General features: G+C 42.7%; 18 protein-coding genes. All 18 read left to right on the top strand.

Features of this window, described 5'->3' with window-relative positions:
- Positions 1 to 70 precede the first annotated feature (70 nt).
- The 18 genes from EDD59_RS07470 (at position 71) to EDD59_RS07385 (ending at position 23,496) form a co-directional block, all read left to right on the top strand.
- Positions 71 to 2,491, top strand: a complete 2,421-nt coding sequence (locus EDD59_RS07470) for a glycoside hydrolase family 94 protein (RefSeq protein WP_132380541.1) — start codon at positions 71 to 73, stop codon at positions 2,489 to 2,491.
- Positions 2,484 to 3,908 carry a phosphoglucomutase/phosphomannomutase family protein gene (locus EDD59_RS07465; RefSeq protein WP_132380539.1) on the top strand — a complete coding sequence of 475 codons (1,425 nt, stop codon included), beginning with the start codon at positions 2,484 to 2,486 and terminating at the stop codon, positions 3,906 to 3,908. The genes EDD59_RS07470 and EDD59_RS07465 overlap by 8 nt, the downstream gene beginning before the upstream one ends.
- A 20-nt stretch (positions 3,909 to 3,928) precedes the next feature.
- Positions 3,929 to 5,722, top strand: coding sequence for a sensor histidine kinase (locus EDD59_RS07460; protein WP_165920888.1), 1,794 nt, complete (start codon positions 3,929 to 3,931; stop codon positions 5,720 to 5,722).
- Positions 5,723 to 5,909: 187 nt separating this feature from the next.
- Positions 5,910 to 7,250 (top strand): ABC transporter substrate-binding protein, encoded by a 1,341-nt coding sequence (locus tag EDD59_RS07455; protein ID WP_132380535.1) that lies wholly within the window; start codon positions 5,910 to 5,912, stop codon positions 7,248 to 7,250.
- Between the two features lie 177 nt (positions 7,251 to 7,427).
- Positions 7,428 to 8,312, top strand: coding sequence for a carbohydrate ABC transporter permease (locus EDD59_RS07450; RefSeq protein ID WP_132380533.1), 885 nt, complete (start codon positions 7,428 to 7,430; stop codon positions 8,310 to 8,312).
- 11 nt (positions 8,313 to 8,323) lie between these two features.
- Entirely contained in the window at positions 8,324 to 9,178 is an 855-nt protein-coding gene (locus EDD59_RS07445) for a carbohydrate ABC transporter permease (RefSeq protein WP_132380531.1), read from the top strand.
- A gap of 34 nt (positions 9,179 to 9,212) precedes the next feature.
- Positions 9,213 to 9,968, top strand: a complete 756-nt coding sequence (locus EDD59_RS07440) for a response regulator transcription factor (RefSeq protein ID WP_132380529.1) — start codon at positions 9,213 to 9,215, stop codon at positions 9,966 to 9,968.
- Between the two features lie 175 nt (positions 9,969 to 10,143).
- The gene (locus EDD59_RS07435; protein WP_132380527.1) at positions 10,144 to 11,274 is read left to right on the top strand and encodes an ROK family transcriptional regulator; all 1,131 of its coding nucleotides are present in this window, start codon (positions 10,144 to 10,146) and stop codon (positions 11,272 to 11,274) included.
- Between the two features lie 274 nt (positions 11,275 to 11,548).
- Positions 11,549 to 12,850 (top strand): C4-dicarboxylate ABC transporter, encoded by a 1,302-nt coding sequence (locus tag EDD59_RS07430; protein ID WP_132380525.1) that lies wholly within the window; start codon positions 11,549 to 11,551, stop codon positions 12,848 to 12,850.
- 12 nt (positions 12,851 to 12,862) lie between these two features.
- Entirely contained in the window at positions 12,863 to 15,022 is a 2,160-nt protein-coding gene (locus tag EDD59_RS07425) for a hydantoinase/oxoprolinase family protein (protein ID WP_132380523.1), read from the top strand.
- 11 nt (positions 15,023 to 15,033) lie between these two features.
- A complete protein-coding gene (locus tag EDD59_RS07420) occupies positions 15,034 to 15,603 on the top strand; it encodes a hypothetical protein (RefSeq protein WP_132380521.1) in 570 nt (189 codons plus the stop codon).
- A gap of 10 nt (positions 15,604 to 15,613) precedes the next feature.
- Positions 15,614 to 17,008, top strand: a complete 1,395-nt coding sequence (locus tag EDD59_RS07415; RefSeq protein ID WP_165920887.1) for an FAD-dependent oxidoreductase — start codon at positions 15,614 to 15,616, stop codon at positions 17,006 to 17,008.
- A gap of 26 nt (positions 17,009 to 17,034) precedes the next feature.
- Positions 17,035 to 18,108, top strand: a complete 1,074-nt coding sequence (locus tag EDD59_RS07410; RefSeq protein ID WP_132380517.1) for an alcohol dehydrogenase catalytic domain-containing protein — start codon at positions 17,035 to 17,037, stop codon at positions 18,106 to 18,108.
- Positions 18,109 to 18,461: 353 nt separating this feature from the next.
- Positions 18,462 to 18,734: a hypothetical protein gene (locus EDD59_RS07405; protein ID WP_132380515.1), complete on the top strand. Its 273-nt coding sequence runs from the start codon at positions 18,462 to 18,464 to the stop codon at positions 18,732 to 18,734.
- Positions 18,735 to 18,897: 163 nt separating this feature from the next.
- The gene (locus EDD59_RS07400) at positions 18,898 to 19,566 is read left to right on the top strand and encodes a response regulator transcription factor (RefSeq protein ID WP_132380512.1); all 669 of its coding nucleotides are present in this window, start codon (positions 18,898 to 18,900) and stop codon (positions 19,564 to 19,566) included.
- 215 nt (positions 19,567 to 19,781) lie between these two features.
- Positions 19,782 to 20,579 carry a sensor histidine kinase gene (locus EDD59_RS07395; protein ID WP_243117364.1) on the top strand — a complete coding sequence of 266 codons (798 nt, stop codon included), beginning with the start codon at positions 19,782 to 19,784 and terminating at the stop codon, positions 20,577 to 20,579.
- A gap of 81 nt (positions 20,580 to 20,660) precedes the next feature.
- The gene (locus tag EDD59_RS07390; RefSeq protein ID WP_132380508.1) at positions 20,661 to 21,425 is read left to right on the top strand and encodes an ABC transporter ATP-binding protein; all 765 of its coding nucleotides are present in this window, start codon (positions 20,661 to 20,663) and stop codon (positions 21,423 to 21,425) included.
- Positions 21,418 to 23,496, top strand: a complete 2,079-nt coding sequence (locus tag EDD59_RS07385; protein WP_132380506.1) for an ABC transporter permease — start codon at positions 21,418 to 21,420, stop codon at positions 23,494 to 23,496. Before EDD59_RS07390 ends, EDD59_RS07385 begins: the two co-directional genes overlap by 8 nt.
- Positions 23,497 to 23,547 lie beyond the last annotated feature (51 nt).

The raw sequence follows: 23,547 nt of genomic DNA, 5'->3' as shown, positions 1-23,547 counted from the left end.
CTCTATAATAAAAGTATCGTAACTATTCAGAGCCAGGCTCGAAAATATAGTGAGTGGAGGATGTCTTTGTATGGAATATGGTTTTTTTGATGAAAAAAACAGAGAATATGTAATTGAGCGTGTAGATGTACCGGTTTCATGGACAAATTATCTCGGTGTGGAAGACACTTGTGCTGTAATAAACCAGACTGCAGGAGGATATATGTTTCACAAATCCCCCGAGTATCACCGGATGACCAGATTCAGGGGAAACGCAGTTCCCATGGACCGTCCGGGATTTGATTTATATCTCAGGGATACGCAGACAAAGGATTATTGGAGTGCTACCTGGCAGCCTGTGGGAAAACCGCTGGAACAGGTGGATTACAGCTGTCGTCACGGACTTTCCTACAGCAGGTATTTCAGCAGATATGCGGACATAGAAACGGAAATGCGGTTGACAATTCCCCTGGGAGAAGATGTACTGCTGTGGGATTTTACTGTGGAAAATGCCGGCAGCCAAATGAGAGAGCTGCAAATATTTTCTTTCTGTGAGTTTTCTTTTCATGGCGTTGCAAGTGACAATCAGAACTTTCAGATGAGTATGTACTGTGCCGGAGCCGGCTATCAGGACGGTGTGATTGAACAGAAAATGTTTTACGAGCCGGGAAAGGAGCAGTATTTCACAGCGTCCTTCCGGCCGGACGGTTATGACACTTTAAGAGATAGTTTTCTGGGACTTTATCACACAGAGCAAAATCCTGAGGCAGTGCTTAAAGGGCAATGTACAGGTTCAGCGGAGGCGGGCAATAATCACTGCGGTAGTTTTCAAAAGAATCTGAAATTGGAAGCAGGGGAAAGTATTCGGCTAATTTTTATGCTGGGGTCAGGAAATCGGAAAAAAGGACTGAGGATTCGGGAAAAGTATTCGAACCTGAATAGAGTAGATCAGTCTTACCGGGAACTTAGAGATTACTGGGATGATAAGTTGAGTAGTCTTCAGATTCAGACTCCGGATAAGGGAATGAATGTGCTGACCAATACATGGACTTTATATCAGGCTGAAATCAATGTAATGTTTTCCAGATTTGCATCTTTTATTGAAGTCGGAGGAAGAACTGGGTTAGGGTATAGGGATACGGCGCAGGATGCCATGTGCGTACCGCATTCCAACCCTGAAAAATGCCGGCAGAGGATTCTGCAGCTTCTCAGAGCGTTGACAACAAGAGGCTATGGACTTCATCTTTTTGAACCGGAATGGTTTGACCCGGATGTAAAGCCGGAGTATGCAGATTCCCCGACTGTTGTCCCCACAGCAGAAAAAGACCGCGTACATAAGCTGGAGCAGGCCTGCTCAGATGATGCCCTGTGGTTGGTTCCTTCTATAGTTGAATATGTAAAAGAAACCGGAGAGATGGAGTTTTTAAAAGAAAAGGTGACTTATGCAGATGGCGGTGAAGATACGGTTTACGAGCATATGAAACGTATTCTGGATTTTTCTCATGAACAAGTGGGCAAAACGGGTATCTGCAAAGGACTCCGGGCGGATTGGAATGACTGTCTGAACCTGGGCGGTGGAGAGAGTGCTCTTGTCACATTTCTGCATTACTGGGCTATTTCCAATTTTCTGGAGCTTGCAGAATACCTTCAGGATAAAGCAGAGGGCTGGGAGATCGATGGAGATATAAAGAAATATAGAGATATGGGCAAACAGGTGAAAAAGGCCAGCGAACAGCTCTGGGATAAAGAGTGGTATATACGCGGAATTACAAAGAATGGAAAGTCAATTGGCACTATGGAGGATGAACAGGGAAAAGTTCATCTGGAATCCAATGCCTGGGCGGTACTTTCCGGGGCAGCAGAACCTGGGCGTGGCGCGGCAGCCATGGATAGTGTGGAAAAATGGCTGTATACCCCTTATGGACTGCAGCTAAATGCTCCGGCTTATACAAAAAGAGACGATGATATTGGATTTGTCACCCGGGTATGTCCGGGGCTGAAAGAAAATGCTTCTGTATTCAGTCATCCTAATCCCTGGGCCTGGGCGGCCGAGTGCGTTCTGGGAAGGGGGGACAAGGCAGTGAAATTTTATGACGCACTTTGTCCTTATTACCAGAATGATAAGATTGAGATACGGGAAGCAGAGCCCTATTCCTACTGCCAGTTTATTATGGGAAAGGACCATGAATGTTATGGAAGGGCACGTCATCCATTTATGACAGGAAGCGGCGGCTGGGCATATTTTGCAGTCACACATTATATTCTGGGAATACGCCCGGAGATGGACAGCCTTTTGATTGATCCCTGTATTCCCGGAGAATGGAAAGAATTTGCGGTAAAACGCCGGTGGAGAAATGCAGAATATCAAATCAGGGTGGAGAATCCGGATGGGGTTATGAAGGGAATCAGATCTGTGCTGCTGGATGGAAAAGAGGTTTCAGAGATACCACAGATGAAGGAGGGCACGGTTCATCAGATAATTGTACGTATGGGAGGAAAAACAGATGATTAAATTCGGTACAGGAGGCTGGCGTGCAGTAATCGGTGATGAATTCACCAAAGAGAACATTCAGATTTTATCCAGAGCAATTGCAGATAAGATGAAAGAAGAGGGAGTCAAAAGTGAAGGAATTGTCCTTGGGTACGACAGGCGTTTTTTGTCAAAGGAGGCCATGCAGTGGGCGGGACAGGTATTTGCTGCCCAGGGTATTAAGGCCAGTCTGATTAATCAGTCTGTTCCAACTCCGCTTGTGATGTTCTATGTGATGAAGCACCGGCTTCATTATGGAATGATGATAACAGCAAGTCACAATCCAGCTATTTACAATGGAATTAAAGTATTTACTTACGGGGGGAGAGATGCGGATGAACGGCAGACTATGGAGATTGAAGCGTATATCGAGGATGTTACAGATATTCCCGTCGAAGAGATGGCGTACAGTAAGGCCAAGGAAGCGGGCCTGATTGAAGAAATATATCCTCTCAATGAGTATCTGGATAATATTATCACTGCGGTGGATATGAATGCAATCAGGAGGCGGCATCTGAGGATTGCTCTTGATCCAATGTATGGGGTAAGTGAGACTTCATTGAAAACGATACTCTTGACGGCCAGATGTGATGTGGCTGCGATAAACGGACGGCATGACACTTTGTTTGGAGGAAAACTTCCGGCCCCCAATGCAGATACACTGAGAAGTCTTCAGCTTTATGTGCTGGAGCGTCACTGTGATATCGGACTGGCAACAGATGGGGATGCAGACAGAATCGGTGTGATTGATGATGAAGGGAGATTTCTGCACCCCAATGATATTATGGTGCTTTTATACTTTTATCTAGTGAGGTATAAAGGATGGAAAGGACCTGTGGTCCGAAACATCTGCACCACTCACGTGTTGGACAGAGAGGCGGCTGCATTTGGGGAAGTCTGCTACGAGGTTCCTGTAGGATTCAAACATATTTCAGCCAAGATGCAGGCCACCGATGCTGTGATAGGGGGGGAGTCCTCCGGTGGGCTTACAGTGCGCGGACACATCCATGGGAAAGACGGAATTTATGCTGCCGCCTTGCTGGTGGAGATGATTTCTGTTACCGGAAAAAAACTTTCCGAACTCTACCGGGATGTACAAGAAGAATTTGGAAAGGTTTATATGGAAGAGCGCTCCTATAAATTTACGGATGAAAAGAAGGAAAGTATTTATAAAATTCTTCTGGAAGATAAAGAGTTGCCGGAGTTACCCTGTGAAATCGACAGGGTATCCTATCTGGATGGCTGTAAAGTATATTTCAAAAATGGAGGCTGGATCAGTGCCCGGTTTTCTGGGACTGAACCGCTGCTTAGGATTTTTTGTGAAATGGACCGCCGGGCCGATGCAGCAAATATATGTGAGATATTCGAAAAGTACCTGGAAATATTTACGGGAGCATGATTGTATTATATAATAATCACATGGAAAGTATAGGAAGAAAATTCAGGAAAATAGCGGGTAGAAAGTATCCGCTGAAATGGAACATGATTGTGATGCTGGTGGCCGGCTGGCTTCTGCCGCTGACACTGGCTGCTTCTGTCATGTTCTTTTATATTTCTGACAAACTGGAATCCCATCTGAAAGAGAATATATCTGTTTCTGCCGAGAAGGCGGCTGAAATCTGTAAAATGAATTTTTCCGATGCGGTAGGCGCGTCGAGGAATGCCTCTTATCTGAATGTAATCCGGGATGCATATACCGAGTATAATGTAGGTGAGGACAGTATAGGGCAAAGGAAGAGACAGCTTTACAATACGGTTACAGACTTTTTAAATGACCAGTACCGCTATAATACTTCGTTTCTGACAACCATGGTATATTTCAATTCAGACCCTGATGAAATATATTATACATACAGCAATATCAAGAGCGGTACCTTTGACCGGGTACAATATTTTGAAACCGAGGTTTTAGATAAGGTACACGAAGAAGCTAAAGGCTTGGATACAGACATTCTCTTTCTAAATGTGGGGGGAAATATTTACATGGTTCGAAATATGATGACCACAGGGTTTCAGCCCTTTGCTGTTATTATTATGGAGCTGGATCCTTCGGCAATGTTTAAGAGTTTTGAGGGCATCATGGGCTACCAGGGCTATGAAGTCTATCTGGATGGGCAGCAGGTTGCAGATACCAATTCAGGCGAACCGGGAAGTATCCGGAGCTTTTACGAGCTAAATGACACGAATGACCACAAGGTTCACAATATTGGACAGAAAAATACTTACGTTTATAATAAGCTCCGCTTTGAAAGTCACGACATGGAATTTATGTTGTCATTGGATACCCGTTCCGTGATGAATGAACAGAACTTCACTTACATTATTGGTTTCTTCCTTGTTTCTATGATTCCGATGATTCTTCTTGTAATCTGGTTCTTTCACAGGGAGGTTACCAGGCCTGTGTCAGAGCTGGTGGATGCGTCCAGAGAAATAGAGAATGGGAATCTTGGCTTCGCCATGTGCCAGATTGGAAACAGCCGGGAGATGGTTTATCTGGGGGAAGCCTTCAACCAGATGTCTGCGGAGCTGAAGCATCAGTTTGACACCATATATTCTGAGGAACTGGCTTTGCGCGATGCTAAAATTAAAGCGCTCCAATCCCAGATAAATCCCCATTTCCTGAACAATACCCTGGAAATCATCAACTGGGAGGCACGTATGAACGGGAACTATAAGGCCAGCGGCATGATTGAGGCCTTGTCCACCATGCTGGAAGCAACACTGGACCGTAAAAAGAATTCTTATATAGCCCTGTCGGAAGAACTTAGCTATATGGATGCCTACCTGTATATCATAGCCCGCCGTTTTGAAGATAAGCTGGAAATTCACAAAAACATTGACAATAATCTCCTGCAGGTCAAGGTTCCCCGTCTGATTATACAGCCTATTGTAGAAAATGCCGTGGAACACGGGGTGGATGAACAAAACCGGATTATTATCCACATTAACATAATACTTCGTGATGAAGATACTCTAATTATTGAAATAAAGAATCACGGTGTTCTTTTACCGGCAGATGAGAAAAAAATTGAATACCTTCTGGGAGGAGGTATAGAACGGGACGAAAAATCTGTAAGTATCGGAATACGCAATGTGAATCAGCGTCTGAAAATTATTTACGGCCCCGGCTGTGGACTTAAGATTCAGACAAATGCCGAGGGATATACTGTCAGTACACTTACACTTTTACGTTATTTTCCGGATGAAGGGTAGACAATTATTCAGGAGGGCAAGCTCAATTGCACGCTACTCCATCTCGCTTGGACTAAGCGCCGGATATTTCTGCATTCCCAGATAGTGTCAAAAGTAACAAGAAAAAACAATAAATGGCAATGCTGTCTATTCACTATGACGATACTCTTTCGTATAATGATTATATTAAGAAAGGGAGGTTTAAGGTATGAAGAGAAAATCGGCAGCAATTTTATTAACCTGCGCCATGGTGCTTTCGCTTGCAGCCTGTGGGAACAAAGGGGACACAAAGGATGACAGTGGAAAATCCGCGTCCAAGGAGAAGAGCGGTGGTGTAACACTGGATATTACGACCACTTTTGCAGGGAATGACACAAATGCCCAGAACTTTAAAGATGCCGTAGAGGGCTGGCAGGAGGAGACAGGCAACAGCGTCAATGATTCTTCGGCAACTTCTGACGAGACCTTTAAAGCCAGAGTGGCTGCAGACTTTGAGGTGGGTTCAGAACCAGATGTACTCTTCTATTTCAACGGCATGGATTCCAACTCTTTTGTAGAGGCCGGAAAAGTGATTTCTATCGATGAGATCCGCAAGGAATACCCGGAATATGCCGACAATATGAAGGACGAACTTATGGGGGCATCTCCGGTGGACGGCGTGAACTATTCTGTTCCGGTAAATGGATACTGGGAAGGGATGTATGTGAATAAAACTGTATTGGATGCGGCAAGTGTTGAAGTGCCGGATGCATCTACCACTTGGGATGAATTTATGGAGGACTGCCAGAAGATTAAGGATGCCGGATATACACCTGTTGCAGCTTCACTTGCACAGATTCCCCATTACTGGTTTGAATTTACTATTTACAACCAGCTTTCACCGGCAACACATAACGTACTTCCTGAAAGTGTGGATGACGAACATGGAAAAGCATGGGTAGACGGCATTGGTGATATCAAGACAATGTACGAAAAGGGCTATTTCCCGGACAACACTCTCTCAGGGACAGACGATGAAACCTTCCAGGCATTTTTGGATGGGAAGGCAGCATTTTTGATTGATGGTTCCTGGAAACTTGGCGGTATCGAGGAAGCTACGGATGATATCGACAACTTTACAGTTACCTATGTCCCGGCAAAGGGTGACCGCAAGGCAACGGATATTATTGGCGGACTTTCTTCTGGATACTATATTACAAAAAAGGCTTGGGACAATCCGGACAAGAGAGAGGCAGCAGTTAGCTTTGTAGAGTATATGACAACCAATGAAATGGTGTCAAAATTTGCACAGACATCTGCAACGGCATTAAAAGACGGCGCTACGGTGGATGAAAGCCAGCTGAGCAGCCTGGGGAAATCAGGCCTTGAGATGGTAAACGGTATCACTGGAATTGCAGGTGCGGTACAGGATCAGATTCCTACAGAATGCAGGGTTCCGGTATTTGACGGCATGCCGAATCTGGTAACCGGAAAAGTAGAAATAAAAGATGCAGTATCCGAAGTTCTGACACTTATAAAAGACTATACTCCTGAAGAATCGGCGCAATAAGTGATAGAAATGGCTGTCGCACAAACCCGGTGTGACAGCCATTTCTATAATAGCCATTGGGCCCGTAAAAGGAGAAATACCCTCCGGGTATACCTGTATGGCCATTCGGCCTTGTAAAGGAGTAACACCCTTCGGGTATACCTGTATGGCCATTCGGCCTTGTAAAGGAGTAATGTTATGCCTAATATTTATAAAAATAAAAAGCCATTGGTTTTTTTTCTGGTTCCAGCGTTTTTGTTTATGATAGTATTTCTGTATTATCCATTTATAAAAAATATTGTTAACAGTTTTCAAAATATCAGAGGATTGGGAACGGCGGCAAAGGGCTGGAATGATCCTTGGTATCTGAATTTCACTAGGATGGTGGAAGATGAAAATATGAGAATTGCGCTTAAAAATACACTAATTATGATTCTTGTAACGATTGTGGGCCAGGTTGGCATTGCTCTTTTTTTGGCAATTCTGGTTGACAATGTAAAACATGGAAGCAAGTTTTTTAGAATTGTATTTTTCTTTCCAATTGTGATTTCGGCTACGGCACTTGGGCTACTTTTTAATTTGATTTTCCTGTATGACAAAGGTATGATTAATCAGCTGCTTGGAGCATTGGGCTCTAAGGGACTGATAGACTGGAAGAATGAAACACATGCACTAATAACGATGATGATTCCTGTAACCTGGCAATATGTAGGATTCTACTTTATTATCCTGGTTACCGGCTTGAACAATATATCTGATGAACTTTATGAGGCGGCAGCAATTGATGGTGCAACCAGAATGCAGAGAGTCCGCTATATTACGCTTCCTTTACTGCACAATGTAATCTGCACCTGTATCGTACTGGCGGTGACCGGAGCTCTTAAGGTCTTTGACCTGCCCTGGGTAATGTTCCCGAAAGGAATACCTTTCGGCCGGACATGGCTCACCGGAACGTATATGTATTATCAGGTGTTTAATGTATCGGATGTGGACTACAGCAGTACTATAGCAATCTTGATTGTAGTTCTGGGGGTGATTCTTTCAAAAGTTGTCAATACAGTTTTCAAAGAGAAAGATTACTAGGAGGAAAAGTCATGAAGAAGAAAAAGCTACACCCTGGTCAGGCAGGTATCTTTGTATTGCTTTCACTTTGGGCGCTGACTACGATTTACCCTATCATATGGGTTGTGCTGAACTCTTTCAAAGATAAAAAAATCATTGTATCGGATTCGTTTTCACTCCCTCTTGGGGAAAGGTTTTCCATGGACAATTACCGGCTGGCTTTCGGGCGGCTGGATGTGTTCGGTGCCTACCGTAACAGTCTGATTATTTCCATCACGGTGGCACTGGTGGTGATTGTGCTGGCGGGGATGGCAGCTTATGCACTTGTGCGGTATACATTTCTGGGGAAAAATTTATTGAATAACCTGGTAATAGCCGGCATGATGTTTCCGGTCTTTGCCACAATCATACCGGTTTTCCAGCTGATGGCGCGCTGGGGAATCGTAAACACTCCGGTTCTCTGGAAGTCATTGCTGGCTACGGCTCTGCCCCAGATTGCAGGGAATATGTCCTTTGCCATTGTAGTCTTAAGCGGCTACATAAAAGGGCTGCCGGTGGAATTGGAGGAGGCAGCTTACATGGAGGGGGCAAATATTTTCCAGATATTTGGGAAGGTCATTATGCCTCTTTCGAAACCCTCCTTTGCAACTGTGGGAATTTTCAGTTTTCTCTGGAGCTACAATGATTTGTTTACGCAGACATTTATGCTGCGGGGGAATCAGTATGGTATTACCAGGTTGTTAAATGAGCTGACTTCCAGAGAGGGTACCAATTATGGGCTTATGGCTGCAGCGGTTACACTGGTAGTCATTCCTATACTAATCGTTTACATTTTTCTCCAGAAGTATATAATTAAAGGTATGACAGCGGGGGCAATCAAAGGATAATTGTGTCTGCTGCTAAAGGGTGCAGAGGTGTGAGATGTATAAAGTGGTTTTGATAGATGATGAGCCGGTGATACTGGAAGGAATGACCAGGGGCATGAACTGGGAAAAGTGGAATTGCCAGGTGGTGGGGACTGCCGGCAGCGGACAAGAAGGATTGGAGTTAATAGAAAAGGAAAAACCTCATATTGTGTTTACAGATATTGCCATGGCTCAGATGGATGGACTTACTATGCTGGCCGGAATCAAATCCCAGCATGACCAGATGCAGGTCTGTATCCTGACAGGTTACAGGGACTTTGATTATGCCCAACAGGCTATTCGCCTTGGTGTCGCCAGATTTCTGCTGAAGCCCTCTAAGATGGATGAACTGGAAGAGGCTATGGAAGTGATGACAGACCGTCTTAAGGAATATCAACCGGCCAGACTCCCGGAAGGGACAGGAAAAAAGGATATCTTAAATTCTCCGGCAAATAATTTTATTGTAAAAAATGCCCTTGTTTATATAGAAGAAAACTATCGAGAGAAACTAAAGCTTTCAGATGTGGCTGAGCATACATATGTAAGCCAATGGCATTTGAGTAAACTTTTAAATCGGCAGACAGGGCAAAGCTTTTCTGATATTTTGAATAATATCAGAATTGACAAGGCTAAAGAGCTCTTGCGGGATCCATCTCTGAGGATTGGGAATATAGCGGAGGAAGTTGGGTTTCTGGATATTGCACACTTTTCACGGGTTTTTAAGAAAGTAACAGGGGTATCCGCTAATGAATATAGAAATAAAATAATGTAGGACGATAAGCAGACAAAAGACCTGTAGCAGTTTTAAAATACTGTTATAGGTCTTTTTAAGTATGCAGAAAAGTGGAAAATACTTGAACTTTAAGCTACTTATGTTTATAATTATAAAAACGGATTTAGAAAACGGATTTATAAATAACAAATTTGGTTTATAGAGGAAGGACAGAATGATAAGACAAAAGACATCAGCAAATCTTGAAATAAAAAAATTGAATCGGTCAAATATCTATCAACTTCTACGTGAACATAAAAACCTTTCCAGACAGGATATTGCAAGGGAGTTGCAATTAAGTCTTCCTACCGTGATACAGAATCTTGAGGAACTGCAAGATGAAGGTTTGGTCAGAGAATCGGGTTCTATAGGACATACTGGGGGGAGAAGAGCAAAGTCTTATGATATAGTTCCTGATGCAAGGATTGCAATCGGGATTGACATCACGAAGAATCATATTACAGTTTTAGCAGTAGACCTTGAAGGAACGATTATTTCCAGAATACGAAAAAGAGTTCCTTTTCAGAGGACGGACAAATATTATAAAGAAATCGGCAGGATGGTGGAGCAGACTGTGTCCAAAGCAAAGCAACGTGCAAAAGCTATACTCGGAGTAGGAATCGGTGTTCCTGGGTTGATTACGAAGGACAATCAGGAGGTATTTTACGGAAAAATACTGAATTTTACAGGAGCCACATGCTCAGAGTTTTCAAAATATATCCCATACAGGACGGCATTATTTAACGATGCAAACGCAGCAGGGATTACGGAAACATGGCTGGGAGGAATTGAAGAAAATGCCTTCTATCTGATGCTGAGTAATAATGTAGGCGGTGCAGTTGTGGTGAATGGCTCAGTTTATACAGGAGAAACATTACACGGAGGTGAAGTGGGCCACATTAAAATCCATCCGGGAGGAAGAGAATGTTATTGTGGACAGAGGGGATGTGTGGATGCCTATTGTTCTGCAACGGTTCTTTCAAATATGTGCGAAGGAAATCTTGAAGACTTTTTCCAAGAGCTGGATAAGAAGAACCCACAGGCAACACAGTCCTGGGGGAAATATCTGGAGTCTCTGGCACTTACGATCAATCATCTTCAGACTTTATTTGACTGTACAATTATTTTAGGGGGATATATGGGAGAATACCTGGATCCCTATATCGAAGATATTCGAAACCGAGTTCAGGCATTAAGTTCTTTTGATTATAATAAGAAATATATAAGGGTTAGTAAATATAAAAAAGATGCAATTGCAGCCGGGGCTGCACTTAATTATATTACAGAATTTGTTGGTGCCGTTTAAATATAGAAATAGAAAGTCGATCAGTAAATGAGCTGGATCGACTTTTTTGGTTAAAACAGACAAAACGCATACATAAATTTAATGAAAAATGCTGAAATAAATACATAATACGACATTTGTGAATAATTCAATTGACTTTTCATACCTCAAATAATATAATCCGTTATATGAAATGGTTTTATTTATTGGATTGTATTAATAAAATGAAAGGAGGTAATAATTGTAAGCTAAGGCAGTGGAACCATTTAATAAAAGGAGCAGAAAGGAGATTGTTATGATAACAGGGATTATTATTGTATTGATTTTTATTTTAATAGCAGCATTAATGATGATGAGAAAGATCCCAGCAGTTCTGGCGCTTCCGGTAATGGCCGTGGCGATAGCAGTTGCAGCCGGGCTGCCTCTCACGGGAGAAGAAGGAATACTTACAAATGTTATATCCGGTGGAGCTTTGAAACTTGCAGGTACATATGTGGCAATTCTGTTTAGTTGCTGGCTTTCTCAGATACTTTACCGCACAGGTGTTACGGATGTGATTATTAAAAATGCCGCCGAGCTGGGGGGAGATAAGCCCTATCTCATTTCACTGGCATTGTGTGCTGTAACAGCATTTTTGTTTACTGTTTTATATGGGACAGGTGCGGTTGCGATGGTTGGAACTATAGTATTGCCTATTATGATGTCTATTGGAATCCCACCGATAGTTGCATGTAATACATTTTTAGCTGCCATGTCGGCAGGGTATTCTCTGAATCCTGCCAACATAGCAGCCATTACCGGGATAACAGGGGTAGAGGCCAAGGATATTAATCTTTGCGCCGTAATTCTTTTCATAGCAGGTCTGCTGTTTACATTTGTTTATTTGACCTATAGTTTTAAAAAAAATGGTATAAAGTACGCGTTCGCCGCTCCGGTTAAAAAGGAGCAGGAAGAGGAGGAAGTTAAGAGTACTTATGTGAAGGGCTGGCGGGGAGTTCTAGCCTGCCTGACGCCTGTGGTTGTAGTTGCAGTCATGTTAATTTTTAAGCTGGAGGCAACAACGGTATTTGTTATCGGTATCGTTTGGGCAATAGTATTTACATTCAGAGGAAAGTGGTCTAAGTTCTCTAATTTAATCGTACAGAGCTGTTATGAAGGATTTAAAGAGGGCGCACCTACTGTTGCGCTGATGTTTGGAATTGGTATGATTTTAAATGCTATGACAGCTCCCACAACACAGGCTGTAATAAAGCCATTTATGGTTGCAATTACCCCGCATTCTGCTTGGGGACTGATTGCTTTTGTATGTATTCTGTGCCCACTGGGATTATACCGTGGACCGTTCAATCTGATGGGACTTGGAGCGGGTCTGGCAGCCAGTATGCTGGCGGTAGGAGTACTTCCGGTGGCAGCTTTGTCGGCAGTATTTTATGCAGCATTCCGTTGGCCTTCCCAGTCTTGTCCGACATCGACACAAGTTGTCTGGGCGTCTAACTTTGTTGGGTATGATCCTGTAACAACCTCTAATCCGATGCAGCTTCCAAACTGGATTGTTACGGCAGCAACGGTGATTATACTAACATTTATATATATGTAAAAGGAGACGAAGATGAAGGTTAGAATTGGAATTGATGTAGGCGGGACATTCACAGATGCTGTAGCAATTAATAATGACACTTTCGAGCTGATCGGAAGTGTCAAGATGCCTACAACTCATACAGCCAAGGAAGGTGTGGCGGCCGGCATTGTTAAGGTGCTGAAGGAAATCATGGAAAAGTATCAGATTGCTCCGGAGGATGTTACTTTTATTGCCCATGGGACAACACAGGCTACGAATGCACTTTTGGAGGGAGATGTATCTCAGGTAGGCATTATTACTCTCAGCAGCGGTGTGCAGGGGCTGAAGGCAAAAAGTGACACAACTATAGGAGATATCGAACTTGCATCAGGTAAATATCTGCACTCTTACAATGCTGTTGTCAATTCGGCCGATCAGGAAGGTTTTGAGAAAAATATAGAAAGAGCACTGGAGGAACTGAAAAATTCGGGTGCTCAGGCTATGGTAGCAACGGAGGCATTCAGTGTAGACAACCCTGAAAATGAAAATAAAGCAATCGAGATTTGTAATCAATATGGATATCCTTCCACAGCCGGAAATGATGTATCTAAGCTGTATGGTCTTAAAGTCCGTACGAGGACCGCTGTAATTAATGGAAGTATTTTACCCAAAATGCTGGATGCAGCTAATATGACAGAAAAAAGTATTAAAGATGCAGGGATCAAGTCACCGTTGATGGTTATGCGCTGTGACGGAGGGGTTATGACTGTGGATGAGGTACGCCACAGGCCGATACTTACTATTTTGTCTGGGCCCGCTGCAGGTGTGGCAGGTGCATTGATGTATGAAAAATTGACAGATGGAATATTTTTCGAAGTAGGAGGAACCAGCACGGATATTTCCTGTGTCAAGGATGGAAATGTAGCGGTTAAGTATGCGGAAGTCGGGGGGCACAAGACTTATCTTACATCACTGGATGTGCGGACAGTGGGAATCGGCGGAGGAAGCATGATTGAAATCCATAATGGAAAGGTAAAGGACGTAGGTCCCAGGAGTGCCCATATTGCCGACCTGGATTATGAAGTGTTTGCAGAGGATGAGAATATTATAGAACCTGTGCTCAAAGCAGTACACCCGATTTCTACGGATCCAGAATATGCATATATCGAATGCTCTAATGGCAAGAAATATGCACTTACTCTTTCGGGAGCTGCCAACATTGCAGGCTATGTGCCTGAGGACAGCTATGCAAAAGGAAATATTGAAGCAGCAAAAAAGGCATGGGCACCCTTGGCTGAAAACATGGGCATGAGTGTAAAAGAAACTGCAGAAGAAGTACTTCGTCTGTCAGCTTTAAAGAATGGAAAAGTTGTGGAAAGCTTCATTAAAGATTATGGACTGGATAAGAATATGCTGACATTTGTTGGAGGCGGGGGAGGGGCAGCCACAGTGGTTCCCCACTTGGGAAAAAAATTTGGATGTGTTTTTAAAATTGCAAAAAATGCGGCAGTAATATCACCAATAGGAGTAGCTTTGGCTATGGTCCGGGATATGGTAGAACGTACGATTATGAATCCTACAGAAGCGGATATATTAGCGGTGAGGAGAGAGGCTGAACGAAAGGCAATTGCCTCAGGTGCTAATCCGGAGACCATTGAAGTAAAGGTGGAAATTGATACGCAGCAGCAAAAGGTTCGCGCAATTGCTATAGGTGCGACAGAGCTGCGCACCAAGGAATTGACGGGGGCAAGAAAAACGGATGAGGAGATTAAATCGCTGGTGGCTGAAAATCTGAAGGTTTCGGAGAACCAGGTTAAAATCGAAGTTGACAACGGCAGTATATGTGCGGTCACAAGCGAAATAAAGGTGCGCTCTCACCTCTTTTTCACAAAGAAAGTTAAACCGGTTCGTTTAGTAGACCGGGATGGAGTTATACGGCTTCAAAAGAAAAATGCACAGGTACTGGCCTGTCCGGTATCGGCATGGAAGAAAAATGTTAAGTATCTGCTGGAGGAACACACTGTATATGGAGATGGAGGAGCAGAGATTCCAAATATCTATGTAGTATCAGGCAGCAGGATTGTAGATATGGCGGGTATGCAGAGTGAGTCTCAGATACTTTCTTTATGTGAGGTTGAACTGGCAGGGACTCAAAGTGATGAGAATCTGATTATGATTTGCACAAAAACTACGGAAAATGAAAGAGGCTAGGAGGTCAGTGCATGAAGACTGAATTTCCGTTTCCCGATCATATAGGATCCAGACAGGAGCTGATTCGGGATATTCACTATCATAAGATTCCCCAAGAGGATATTTCCCATATCGCGGACAGAGCTTGGGATACAGGTGCCGCAGCTGCATCAGATATTCTAGATAAGTATCCGGGAAAATCTATCTGGGAAGTGATAAAACAAGAAGGTCTGAAAGTAATTAAAGTTGATAAAGATAACGTCATTGGTGGTATGAGGTGCTTCAGTGAATATTATTCAGGAAGAAAGACAATCACCCTGTATTTAAAGTCGGTAAAGATGTGGGCAGCAGAAAATAGAGTATCACTGAAATATGGTGAAGAGTTAATCCTGGCCCATGAGTTTTTCCACCATCTGGAGTGCTCTGTACTAGGACTGACATCCAGTCAATATAAGGTTCCAAGGTTGACAATTGGCCGCTGGAAAATTGGAAAATCGGGGATCCGTGCTCTTTCGGAAATAGGTGCGCATGGATTTTCCAGAACCTTTTACGCCGCTGGGCGACATTTTGACATTGTATATAATGCGAACGTAGATGAGTAGGAGGTGCGATATGAAAAATGATATGAAAAAAGAAATGATTAAAAAAGATGTAGCCGTTGTTGGCGGTGGTCCCGGAGGACTTGCAGCTGCTGTGGCAGCTGCGAGAGAAGGCGCAGAGGTCATACTGGTAGAACGGCTGGGATATCTTGGGGGACAGCTTGGTTCAGGTCTTCCATTTTTAGCTTTTCTCGATATGCATCAAAGAAGAATTGTTGGTGGAATTGCAGAGGAATTTGTAGAACGGCTCAAAGAAAAAGATGGGACAGCCGGACATAAATACTGTCCGTTTCATCTTTCTTCTACCACAATTCATCCATTTTATTCCAGGGTTATATGTTTTGAAATGGTAAAAGAAGCCGGAGTAGAGCTATTAATGCACTGCGAACTGGTTAAAACGAAAGTGATAGATGGAAGACTCTGCAGTATAATTGTTGCCGGTAAGGGTACAGAAATTGAAATAGAGGCAGATGTCTTTATTGACGGAACCGGAGATGGTGATGTGGCTTATATGGCAGGAGCAGAATATGAGAAGGGACAGTCAGAAAGTGGAGAACTTCAGCCGCCGTCGCTAATGTTTAACTTAAGCGGAGTTGATTTTGAGAGGTTTTGTGATTACATAGAGCAACATCCGGAAGAGCTGCCTTACAACATGGGGCTTACTCATATACAACCTGGGTATAATGCTGAGTTCTTTCGCAACAACCCAGGACATATTTTCTTTGGGCTGAATAATACAATCAAAAAGCTTAGATCAGAATCAAAATGCCCCGTTGACAGGGATACAGTGATCTATATACGCCAGCCTATACCCGGTACCGTAGCTGTAAATACAATTCGAATCTTGAATTTTGACGGGAGTAATGTTCATGATTTAAGCAGAGGAGAGCTGGAAAGCCATCTTCAAATCATACCACTAATTGAAATGCTTCAGGAGCATGTGCCGGGATTTGAAAAATGTTATCTCACATCAGTGAATGCAACGATTGGTGTCAGGGAGTCTAGGCGGATTATGGGTATTAAAAAATTCACAAAGGAAGATGCTGTTTCAGGCAGCATACCGGATGATGCAATCGGACTGTTTTCTTACTTTATTGATATACATAGTGGAAAGGGCGATAAGACCTATACTAAGACTATAGAAGAACCGTATGGAATTCCTTATGGATGCACTGTTGCAAAGGATATTGATGGACTGATGATGACCGGGCGTTGTATCAGTGTCGATGCCGTTGCCTTTGGGTCAACGAGAATTATGACTTTATGTATGGCAATAGGACAGGGTGCAGGGGTAGGTGCTGCTCTGGCATCTAAAAATAAAATACAGCCGAGAAAAGTTGACCCAGAAGAAGTGAGGAAAATTTTGCTCCAAAAGGGAGCTATTCTAACATTGGATGAGGCAAAATAACTGGTATTTTTGGAGGAGGTTTTGAAATGTCGGTACCTAAAAAGATGAAAGCTTTGGTTGCTTATGGGAAAGGGGACTATAAGCTGGAAATTGATTACCCAACTCCGGAGTGTGGGCCGGATGATATTATTATTAAAACAGAGGCATGTGGTATTTGCGCGGGCGATTTAAAGTGTTTTCATGGGGCAGCAATGTTCTGGGGAAATGAAGATCAGCCCGCATGGGTAAGACCTCCTTTTATTCCGGGACATGAGTTTTTGGGAGAGATTGCCGAAGTGGGAAAAAATGTAACAGAATTTAAAACAGAAGAGCGCATTACAGCTGATCAGATTGTTCCTTGTGGGAAATGTAGATTTTGTAAAACCGGGAAATACTGGATGTGTCAGCCTCATGCTACGTTTGGCTTTCAAAAGGAAAATAACGGTGGAATGGCTGAATATGTCCGGTATCCAAAGACAGCTGTAATTTCAAGGGTTCCTGCGGAATTATCACTTGAAAAGGCCTTACTTATTGAGCCTTACGGCTGTTCCAAACACGCGGTAGACAGAGCTGGAATCGGCAATGAGGATATTGTGGTAATATCCGGTGCAGGGACTCTGGGTCTGGGCATGATTACTTATGCGAAAATGAAGAATCCAGCTAAACTGATCTCGCTGGATATAATTGATGAAAGGCTTGAAAAGGCTAAGGAATTCGGTGCAGATATTGCGATGAACCCTGGAAAAGAGAATGTGGTCGAAAAAGTTCTGGAGCTGACAGATGGATACGGGTGTGATGTCTATATAGAGGCTACAGGCCATCCGTCAAGTGTAAAACAGGGACTGAATATGATCAGAAAACTGGGTACATTTGTGGAATTTAGTGTTTTCGGCGAAGAAACGACGGTAGACTGGTCTATCATTGGGGATAGAAAAGAGTTGGATGTACTGGGATCTCACTTAAGTCCATATTGTTATCCCTTTGTTATTGAAAATATTATGAATGGAAAGCTGAAAACAGATGGCATTGTTTCGCATGTGTTTCATATTGAAGAATGGGAGAAAGCGTTCGAATATGCAGCCGGTAGCCATGGTGACTTTAAGGTGGCTATTAAATTCTGACAGAAGTTCTAAAATATTTGCAGATTTGTTTAACGGTTTATCTTGTAGGGCTGAATACGAACAGTTCAGAAAACAGCTGCTTCAGGAAAATAACTTATAGTGGATTACTACGGCTTTTAGGGCATTAAAAGCCTTAAAAGCCGGCCAAGTTATTTATGTGCGATTACCCTGAGCCTTCGGTAATCAGCAATCTCTGATAGGCATTTACACCAGAGCGCTATCCCATTTCAAGTTTAAAATCCCCTATAATATAAGTTCTGAATTGTTACTTATGTATCATTTTTATGATAGCATAAGTTTACAATAATTTGCAAATGCGGTAAAATCAAAATAAAAAGGGGTAAGGCACTAATATGGATGATATACAAGTTATAAAAATTGTTTTTGGAATATTGCCTGCGATTGGAGGCCTGGTACTACTGTTAATTGGATTTATGCGAAGTTATAAATATCTAGTGCAGGAGAGGCAATGTACAGCTAAGACAACAGGTACTGTAACAAGCTATACTCTCGCGTCCAGAGGCGGTGAGGATAGTTCGGTTCACCTGCCGGTTGTAGCTTATACAGTGAATGGAAAGGAGTATAAGGTTATTGGCCCAGCTTTTCCCAAAAGGTTCTACAATTGATGTTTTTTACAATCCAAATAAACCGAAGCTGGCTTATGTATTAAGGTATTGCAATGCAAAATGGACATTTTGGCTGTTCCTTTTCGGTGCAATTCTTTGCTTTTCTATTGCAATCGGGGTTCAATTTTTATAATAAGTTTTATTGTTGCGGAGTGAAACGAATATGTATATTTTAGTTATTGAGGATGAACCGGTCATCAGAAAAGAGTTAAAAATTTTATTAGAGAATGCTCTCTATCAGGTGACTGCACTGGAGGATTTTGACTCGGTCGCGGAGCAGGTAATCAGGAAGAAACCGGATTTGGTTTTGCTTGATTTAAACTTGCCCGATGTCACGGGGTTTGACATCTGCACAGAGATCAGGGAACAGTCGGAGATTCCTATTATTTTTCTGACGGGCAGAACGGATTCTATGGATGAATTGACAGGAATGTTGAAAGGCGGAGATGATTATATTACGAAGCCATATCAGGCCCCTATACTTCTTGCACGGATAGCCGCAGTTTTAAAGCGGACAAGAATCTCAGAAACAAAAGAATCCACAGTCTTGACCTGCCATGGAGTGCATCTGGATCTTGTACATACCTGTCTGGAATATGGTGAAAAACGTGTTGATTTATCTAAAAATGAACTAAAGATTTTACACTACCTGTTTCAACATGCAGGTGAGATAGTACCACGTCTGGATATGATTGAGCATTTATGGGAAAATCAAGTGTTTATCGATGATAATACGTTGAGCGTAAATGTGACACGTATAAGAGAGAAACTAAAAAGTATCGGAGTGACCCGATTGATTGAAACGAAGAGAGGTATGGGGTACAGAGTATGAGATTGATTGACTTTTTAAAGGATAAATTTCTGCTCATACTTTTACATATTTTCTGCATGTGCACACTCGGGATATTTTTGCATGTAACAGGTTATTCCTTTTCCAATCTCATACTGATTGAGATATTTTGGCTTCTCATATTGGGTACATGGCTGCTCGTAACATATATTCAGAGATATTGCTATTTCCGGCAAATTGAGCAAACATTGGATAGGATGGACCAGCGCTATCTTCTGGGGGAAATGCTGCCGGACTCCTATCGCCTGGAGGATAAGCTATACAGGGAGATGATTCGGAAATCTAATAAATCTGTTATCGAGAAGATACATCAGATTGAAGATGAGAAGAAGGATTACAGGGAATATATTGAAAGTTGGGTTCATGAGATAAAGATGCCGATTACAAGTATTGCACTAACATGCGAAAACCGTAGGAGGAGCAATGTAGAAGAGTTCCGGACTATAGGGCTGGAAAACCAGAAAATTGAAAATTATGTGGATATGGCGCTTTATTATGCCCGGTCAGATGAGGTATATAAGGATTATCTAATTTCCGAGACAGACCTGCAGGAAGTAGTATATGAAGTTCTGGCGAAGAACCAGGGATATCTGATCCAGAATCAGGTACAGGCAGAAGTTGATTGCCCGGATTTAGTATATACGGATAAGAAATGGATTGCATTCATATTGAATCAGATGATTTTAAATAGTATCAAATACCGGGGAGATACTCCGATGTTTAAGTTTTATACAACAAAGCAGGAACAGGGAGTACTGCTGGCTCTGGAGGATAACGGAACAGGCATCGGGGAAAGTGAGTTGGCGCGTATTTTTGAAAAGGGATTTACCGGCAGCAATGGGCGCAGCCATGAACGGGCTACCGGCATGGGACTATATCTGTGCCGGAAGCTGTGTCAAAAGCTTGGAATTGAAGTTTGGGCAGAATCTATAATTGGAAAAGGAACCCGGATGATTCTGGATTTCCCGATCAGCAGCTATCTTTCAAAATTGTAAGATAAATGTAAGCCAGCCAGATACCAGAGTCTGCTTATAATTGGTAGAATAAGGTTACCAATATAAGAGGAGTGACTGAGAATGAATGAATATATTCGAGTGTGTGATATTGAAAAATATTACGGCAATGGCTCTAATGTGACCAAAGCTGTAGACCGGGTAAGCTTTAATGTTGAAGAAGGAGAATTTGTGGGTGTCATGGGGGCTTCCGGCTCAGGAAAAACAACCCTTTTAAATATGCTTGCTACTATTGACCGGGTAACAGCAGGACATATTTATTATGGAGATACGGATATTACGGAGTTGTCTGAGGACAAATTGTCTGAATTTCGAAAGAACAATCTTGGTTTTGTATTTCAGGACTATAATCTTTTAGATACCCTGACTATTGAGGAAAATATTATACTTGCACTTACCATACGCGGCGGCAGCAGGAAAACGATTCAAAAACAGAGCAATCAGATGCTGCACTTGCTGGGGCTTGAAGACATCCGCAGTCAGTTTCCCTATCAGGTATCAGGCGGGCAAAAGCAACGCTGTGCCTGTGCAAGGGCACTGGTTAATCATCCGAAGCTTTTACTTGCCGATGAGCCTACTGGTGCGCTGGACTCTAAATCAGCACAGATTTTGCTGGAGACATTTACTGAGCTGAATCAAACTATGCGGGCGACAATACTCATGGTGACGCATGACGCATTTTCTGCCAGCTATTGCAGCAGGATTCTGTTTTTAAAGGATGGAAAAATATTTCATGAGCTTGTGAAGGGAAGAAAAAAGCGCAGAGAGTTTTTGCAGGAGATTTTGGATGTACTGTCATTGACAGGGGGTGAACTGTCCAATGTATAGTAAACTTGCTTTTCGAAATGTCATGCGCTCTGCAAAAGATTACCTGGTTTATATGTTTACTATGGCTGTTGTAACCGCACTTATGTATGCTTTCAGCAGTCTCTTTTTTGATAAAGAATTTACCGGGTTGTTTGAAATAGCCCAGATGATGCAGATGATGACGGGGATGGCTACTTTTTTTATTGTTCTGATTGTCGCATGGCTGATTAACTATATGGTGCGGTTTATGCTGGAAAAACGAAGCAGCGAATTTGGGATTTATATGCTTTTGGGCATGAAGAAAAAAGCCATTGCAAGACTTTATATGCGGGAGAATGTTTTACTTGGAATTTTTGCCTTCCTTGCCGGAGTGCCGGCAGGGATTCTGCTGCAGCAGGTTCTGATGGCGGTTCTCGGAAATATGGTACATGTAGAATACAGATTTCATCCGACGCTTAACAAATATACCTTTCTGGTAACACTGCTGTTCTATGCGGGGTGCTATCTGCTGGCACTTTTTCGATGCAAACGAAAGTTTAAGAAAATGAACATTCATGACCTGATGGATGCAAAACGGCAGAATGAGGAAATCAAAGAATCTAATGAGGGAATCAAGCGTCTGCTGTTTCCGGTATCTATTGCTGTTATTGTTGCAATCTGGACCGTTTTCCCGGGACTTTCCAGCGTAGGGGCCGCCTGTATATTTTTGATAGCACTGGTACTGGTAATTTATCTTTTTTATATAGGGCTTTCTGCCTGGGTCATGTGCTACATCCGTAAGAAGAAAAAAGGAATTTACAGGGGCCAGAATTTGTTTCTTCTGCGTCAGTTTTCCTCGAAGGTGCGGACTATGCAGTTTACCATGGGAACTCTGACAGCACTTTTTACTATTGCACTGATGGGTAGTTCAGTGGCAATGATGTTTAGTGATTATGAGAATAAGGTACTGGATACGAAGTGGCCCTTTGATGTTCTGATTTACAGCTCTGATGCGGAGGATGAGTTTCAGGATGATCTGGAAATATTGAACAAGGATGTGGAAATCGCGGACTCGTACATTTACCGTATCTATACAAATCAGACCAACCAGGCAAATGTCTGGATGTATACCCACTTGCAGGCATTTGGCAATATGTACCTGGACAGCGATGGACGCCCCAATATGAAAAAAATAGAAAAGGCTCTTAAGACCGACGGAACATATTGCACTTATGACACTTACATGGGGCTGTCGGATTACAATTATTTGAGGAAAATGCTGGGGTACAAGGAGATCACTTTGACAGACCGGCAATATGCAATCCAAATTAAGGCGCGTTTGAGTTCGGAGACAGATGAAATGCCGGAGGGCCTTGAGGTAACAGATGCGGGGGGAAATGAGGAGTTAACCTGTGCCGGTATTTATACTGAACCATTTTCCCAGGATGGGCATAATGGCGGAGATTACATTCTGATAGTCCCCGACAGTGTCATTCAGACAATGAAACCATATTATTCAGAAATGGCAGTTGACCTTAAAGGGAAGGCTCCTGCCGGGTTAATGAAAAAACTGGATGATCTGGTGCCTGAAGAAGAGCAAGATTTTGCCGGACATGCGGATCTCTCGTTAGAAGGAAACAGCTGCAGTGGTTCGGATAATATGGTCAGTTACAATGCAACAAATCTGGTAAGGGATAACGTGATACCTGAAGTTAAGTATATGCTGGCATCACTTATTGTTCCCGCTTTTTATATGGGACTGGTATTCTTATGTGCTGCACTTACAGTATTGTCTGTTCAACAGCTAAGTGATTCTGCAAAATATAAATTCAGGTATGATGTGCTGGCTAAGATAGGACTAGAACGTTCGGAGATTAATTATCTGATTGCCAGGCAGCTTACGGCGTATTATCTTTGCCCCGCTTTGTTTGCAATGATCATTAGTGGAAGCGTCATGATACGTGTCAGCAGAATTTTTATTATGGCAACAGGTGTGCACACCTCTGTACTACAGTATTTTGGGATTTCTGTTTTATTATTTTTTGGGATATACATGATATATTTCATGGCGACTTATGTGGGATTTAAAAGAAATATTGAAGGAAAAAAATAAGGGATTACGGGGACCGGAAGTTATCTTATGATGGCTGCGGTCCCTTTCTAT

The organism is Muricomes intestini (assembly GCF_004346165.1).
Classification (GTDB): Bacteria; Bacillota; Clostridia; order Lachnospirales; family Lachnospiraceae; genus Muricomes; species Muricomes intestini.
The sequence above is the reverse complement of the archived record's forward strand: the minus strand, read 5'-3'. Positions and strand labels throughout refer to the sequence as shown.

Coding starts and splice junctions, on each gene's coding strand:
- EDD59_RS07390 (WP_132380508.1), top strand. CDS start 20,661: ATGAATGAATATATTCGAGTGTGTGATATTGAAAAATATTACGGCAAT.
- EDD59_RS07445 (WP_132380531.1), top strand. CDS start 8,324: ATGAAGAAGAAAAAGCTACACCCTGGTCAGGCAGGTATCTTTGTATTG.
- EDD59_RS07460 (WP_165920888.1), top strand. CDS start 3,929: ATGGAAAGTATAGGAAGAAAATTCAGGAAAATAGCGGGTAGAAAGTAT.
- EDD59_RS07455 (WP_132380535.1), top strand. CDS start 5,910: ATGAAGAGAAAATCGGCAGCAATTTTATTAACCTGCGCCATGGTGCTT.
- EDD59_RS07450 (WP_132380533.1), top strand. CDS start 7,428: ATGCCTAATATTTATAAAAATAAAAAGCCATTGGTTTTTTTTCTGGTT.
- EDD59_RS07400 (WP_132380512.1), top strand. CDS start 18,898: ATGTATATTTTAGTTATTGAGGATGAACCGGTCATCAGAAAAGAGTTA.
- EDD59_RS07440 (WP_132380529.1), top strand. CDS start 9,213: ATGTATAAAGTGGTTTTGATAGATGATGAGCCGGTGATACTGGAAGGA.
- EDD59_RS07425 (WP_132380523.1), top strand. CDS start 12,863: ATGAAGGTTAGAATTGGAATTGATGTAGGCGGGACATTCACAGATGCT.
- EDD59_RS07420 (WP_132380521.1), top strand. CDS start 15,034: ATGAAGACTGAATTTCCGTTTCCCGATCATATAGGATCCAGACAGGAG.
- EDD59_RS07395 (WP_243117364.1), top strand. CDS start 19,782: ATGGACCAGCGCTATCTTCTGGGGGAAATGCTGCCGGACTCCTATCGC.
- EDD59_RS07415 (WP_165920887.1), top strand. CDS start 15,614: ATGAAAAATGATATGAAAAAAGAAATGATTAAAAAAGATGTAGCCGTT.
- EDD59_RS07410 (WP_132380517.1), top strand. CDS start 17,035: ATGTCGGTACCTAAAAAGATGAAAGCTTTGGTTGCTTATGGGAAAGGG.
- EDD59_RS07385 (WP_132380506.1), top strand. CDS start 21,418: ATGTATAGTAAACTTGCTTTTCGAAATGTCATGCGCTCTGCAAAAGAT.
- EDD59_RS07470 (WP_132380541.1), top strand. CDS start 71: ATGGAATATGGTTTTTTTGATGAAAAAAACAGAGAATATGTAATTGAG.
- EDD59_RS07465 (WP_132380539.1), top strand. CDS start 2,484: ATGATTAAATTCGGTACAGGAGGCTGGCGTGCAGTAATCGGTGATGAA.
- EDD59_RS07430 (WP_132380525.1), top strand. CDS start 11,549: ATGATAACAGGGATTATTATTGTATTGATTTTTATTTTAATAGCAGCA.
- EDD59_RS07435 (WP_132380527.1), top strand. CDS start 10,144: ATGATAAGACAAAAGACATCAGCAAATCTTGAAATAAAAAAATTGAAT.
- EDD59_RS07405 (WP_132380515.1), top strand. CDS start 18,462: ATGGATGATATACAAGTTATAAAAATTGTTTTTGGAATATTGCCTGCG.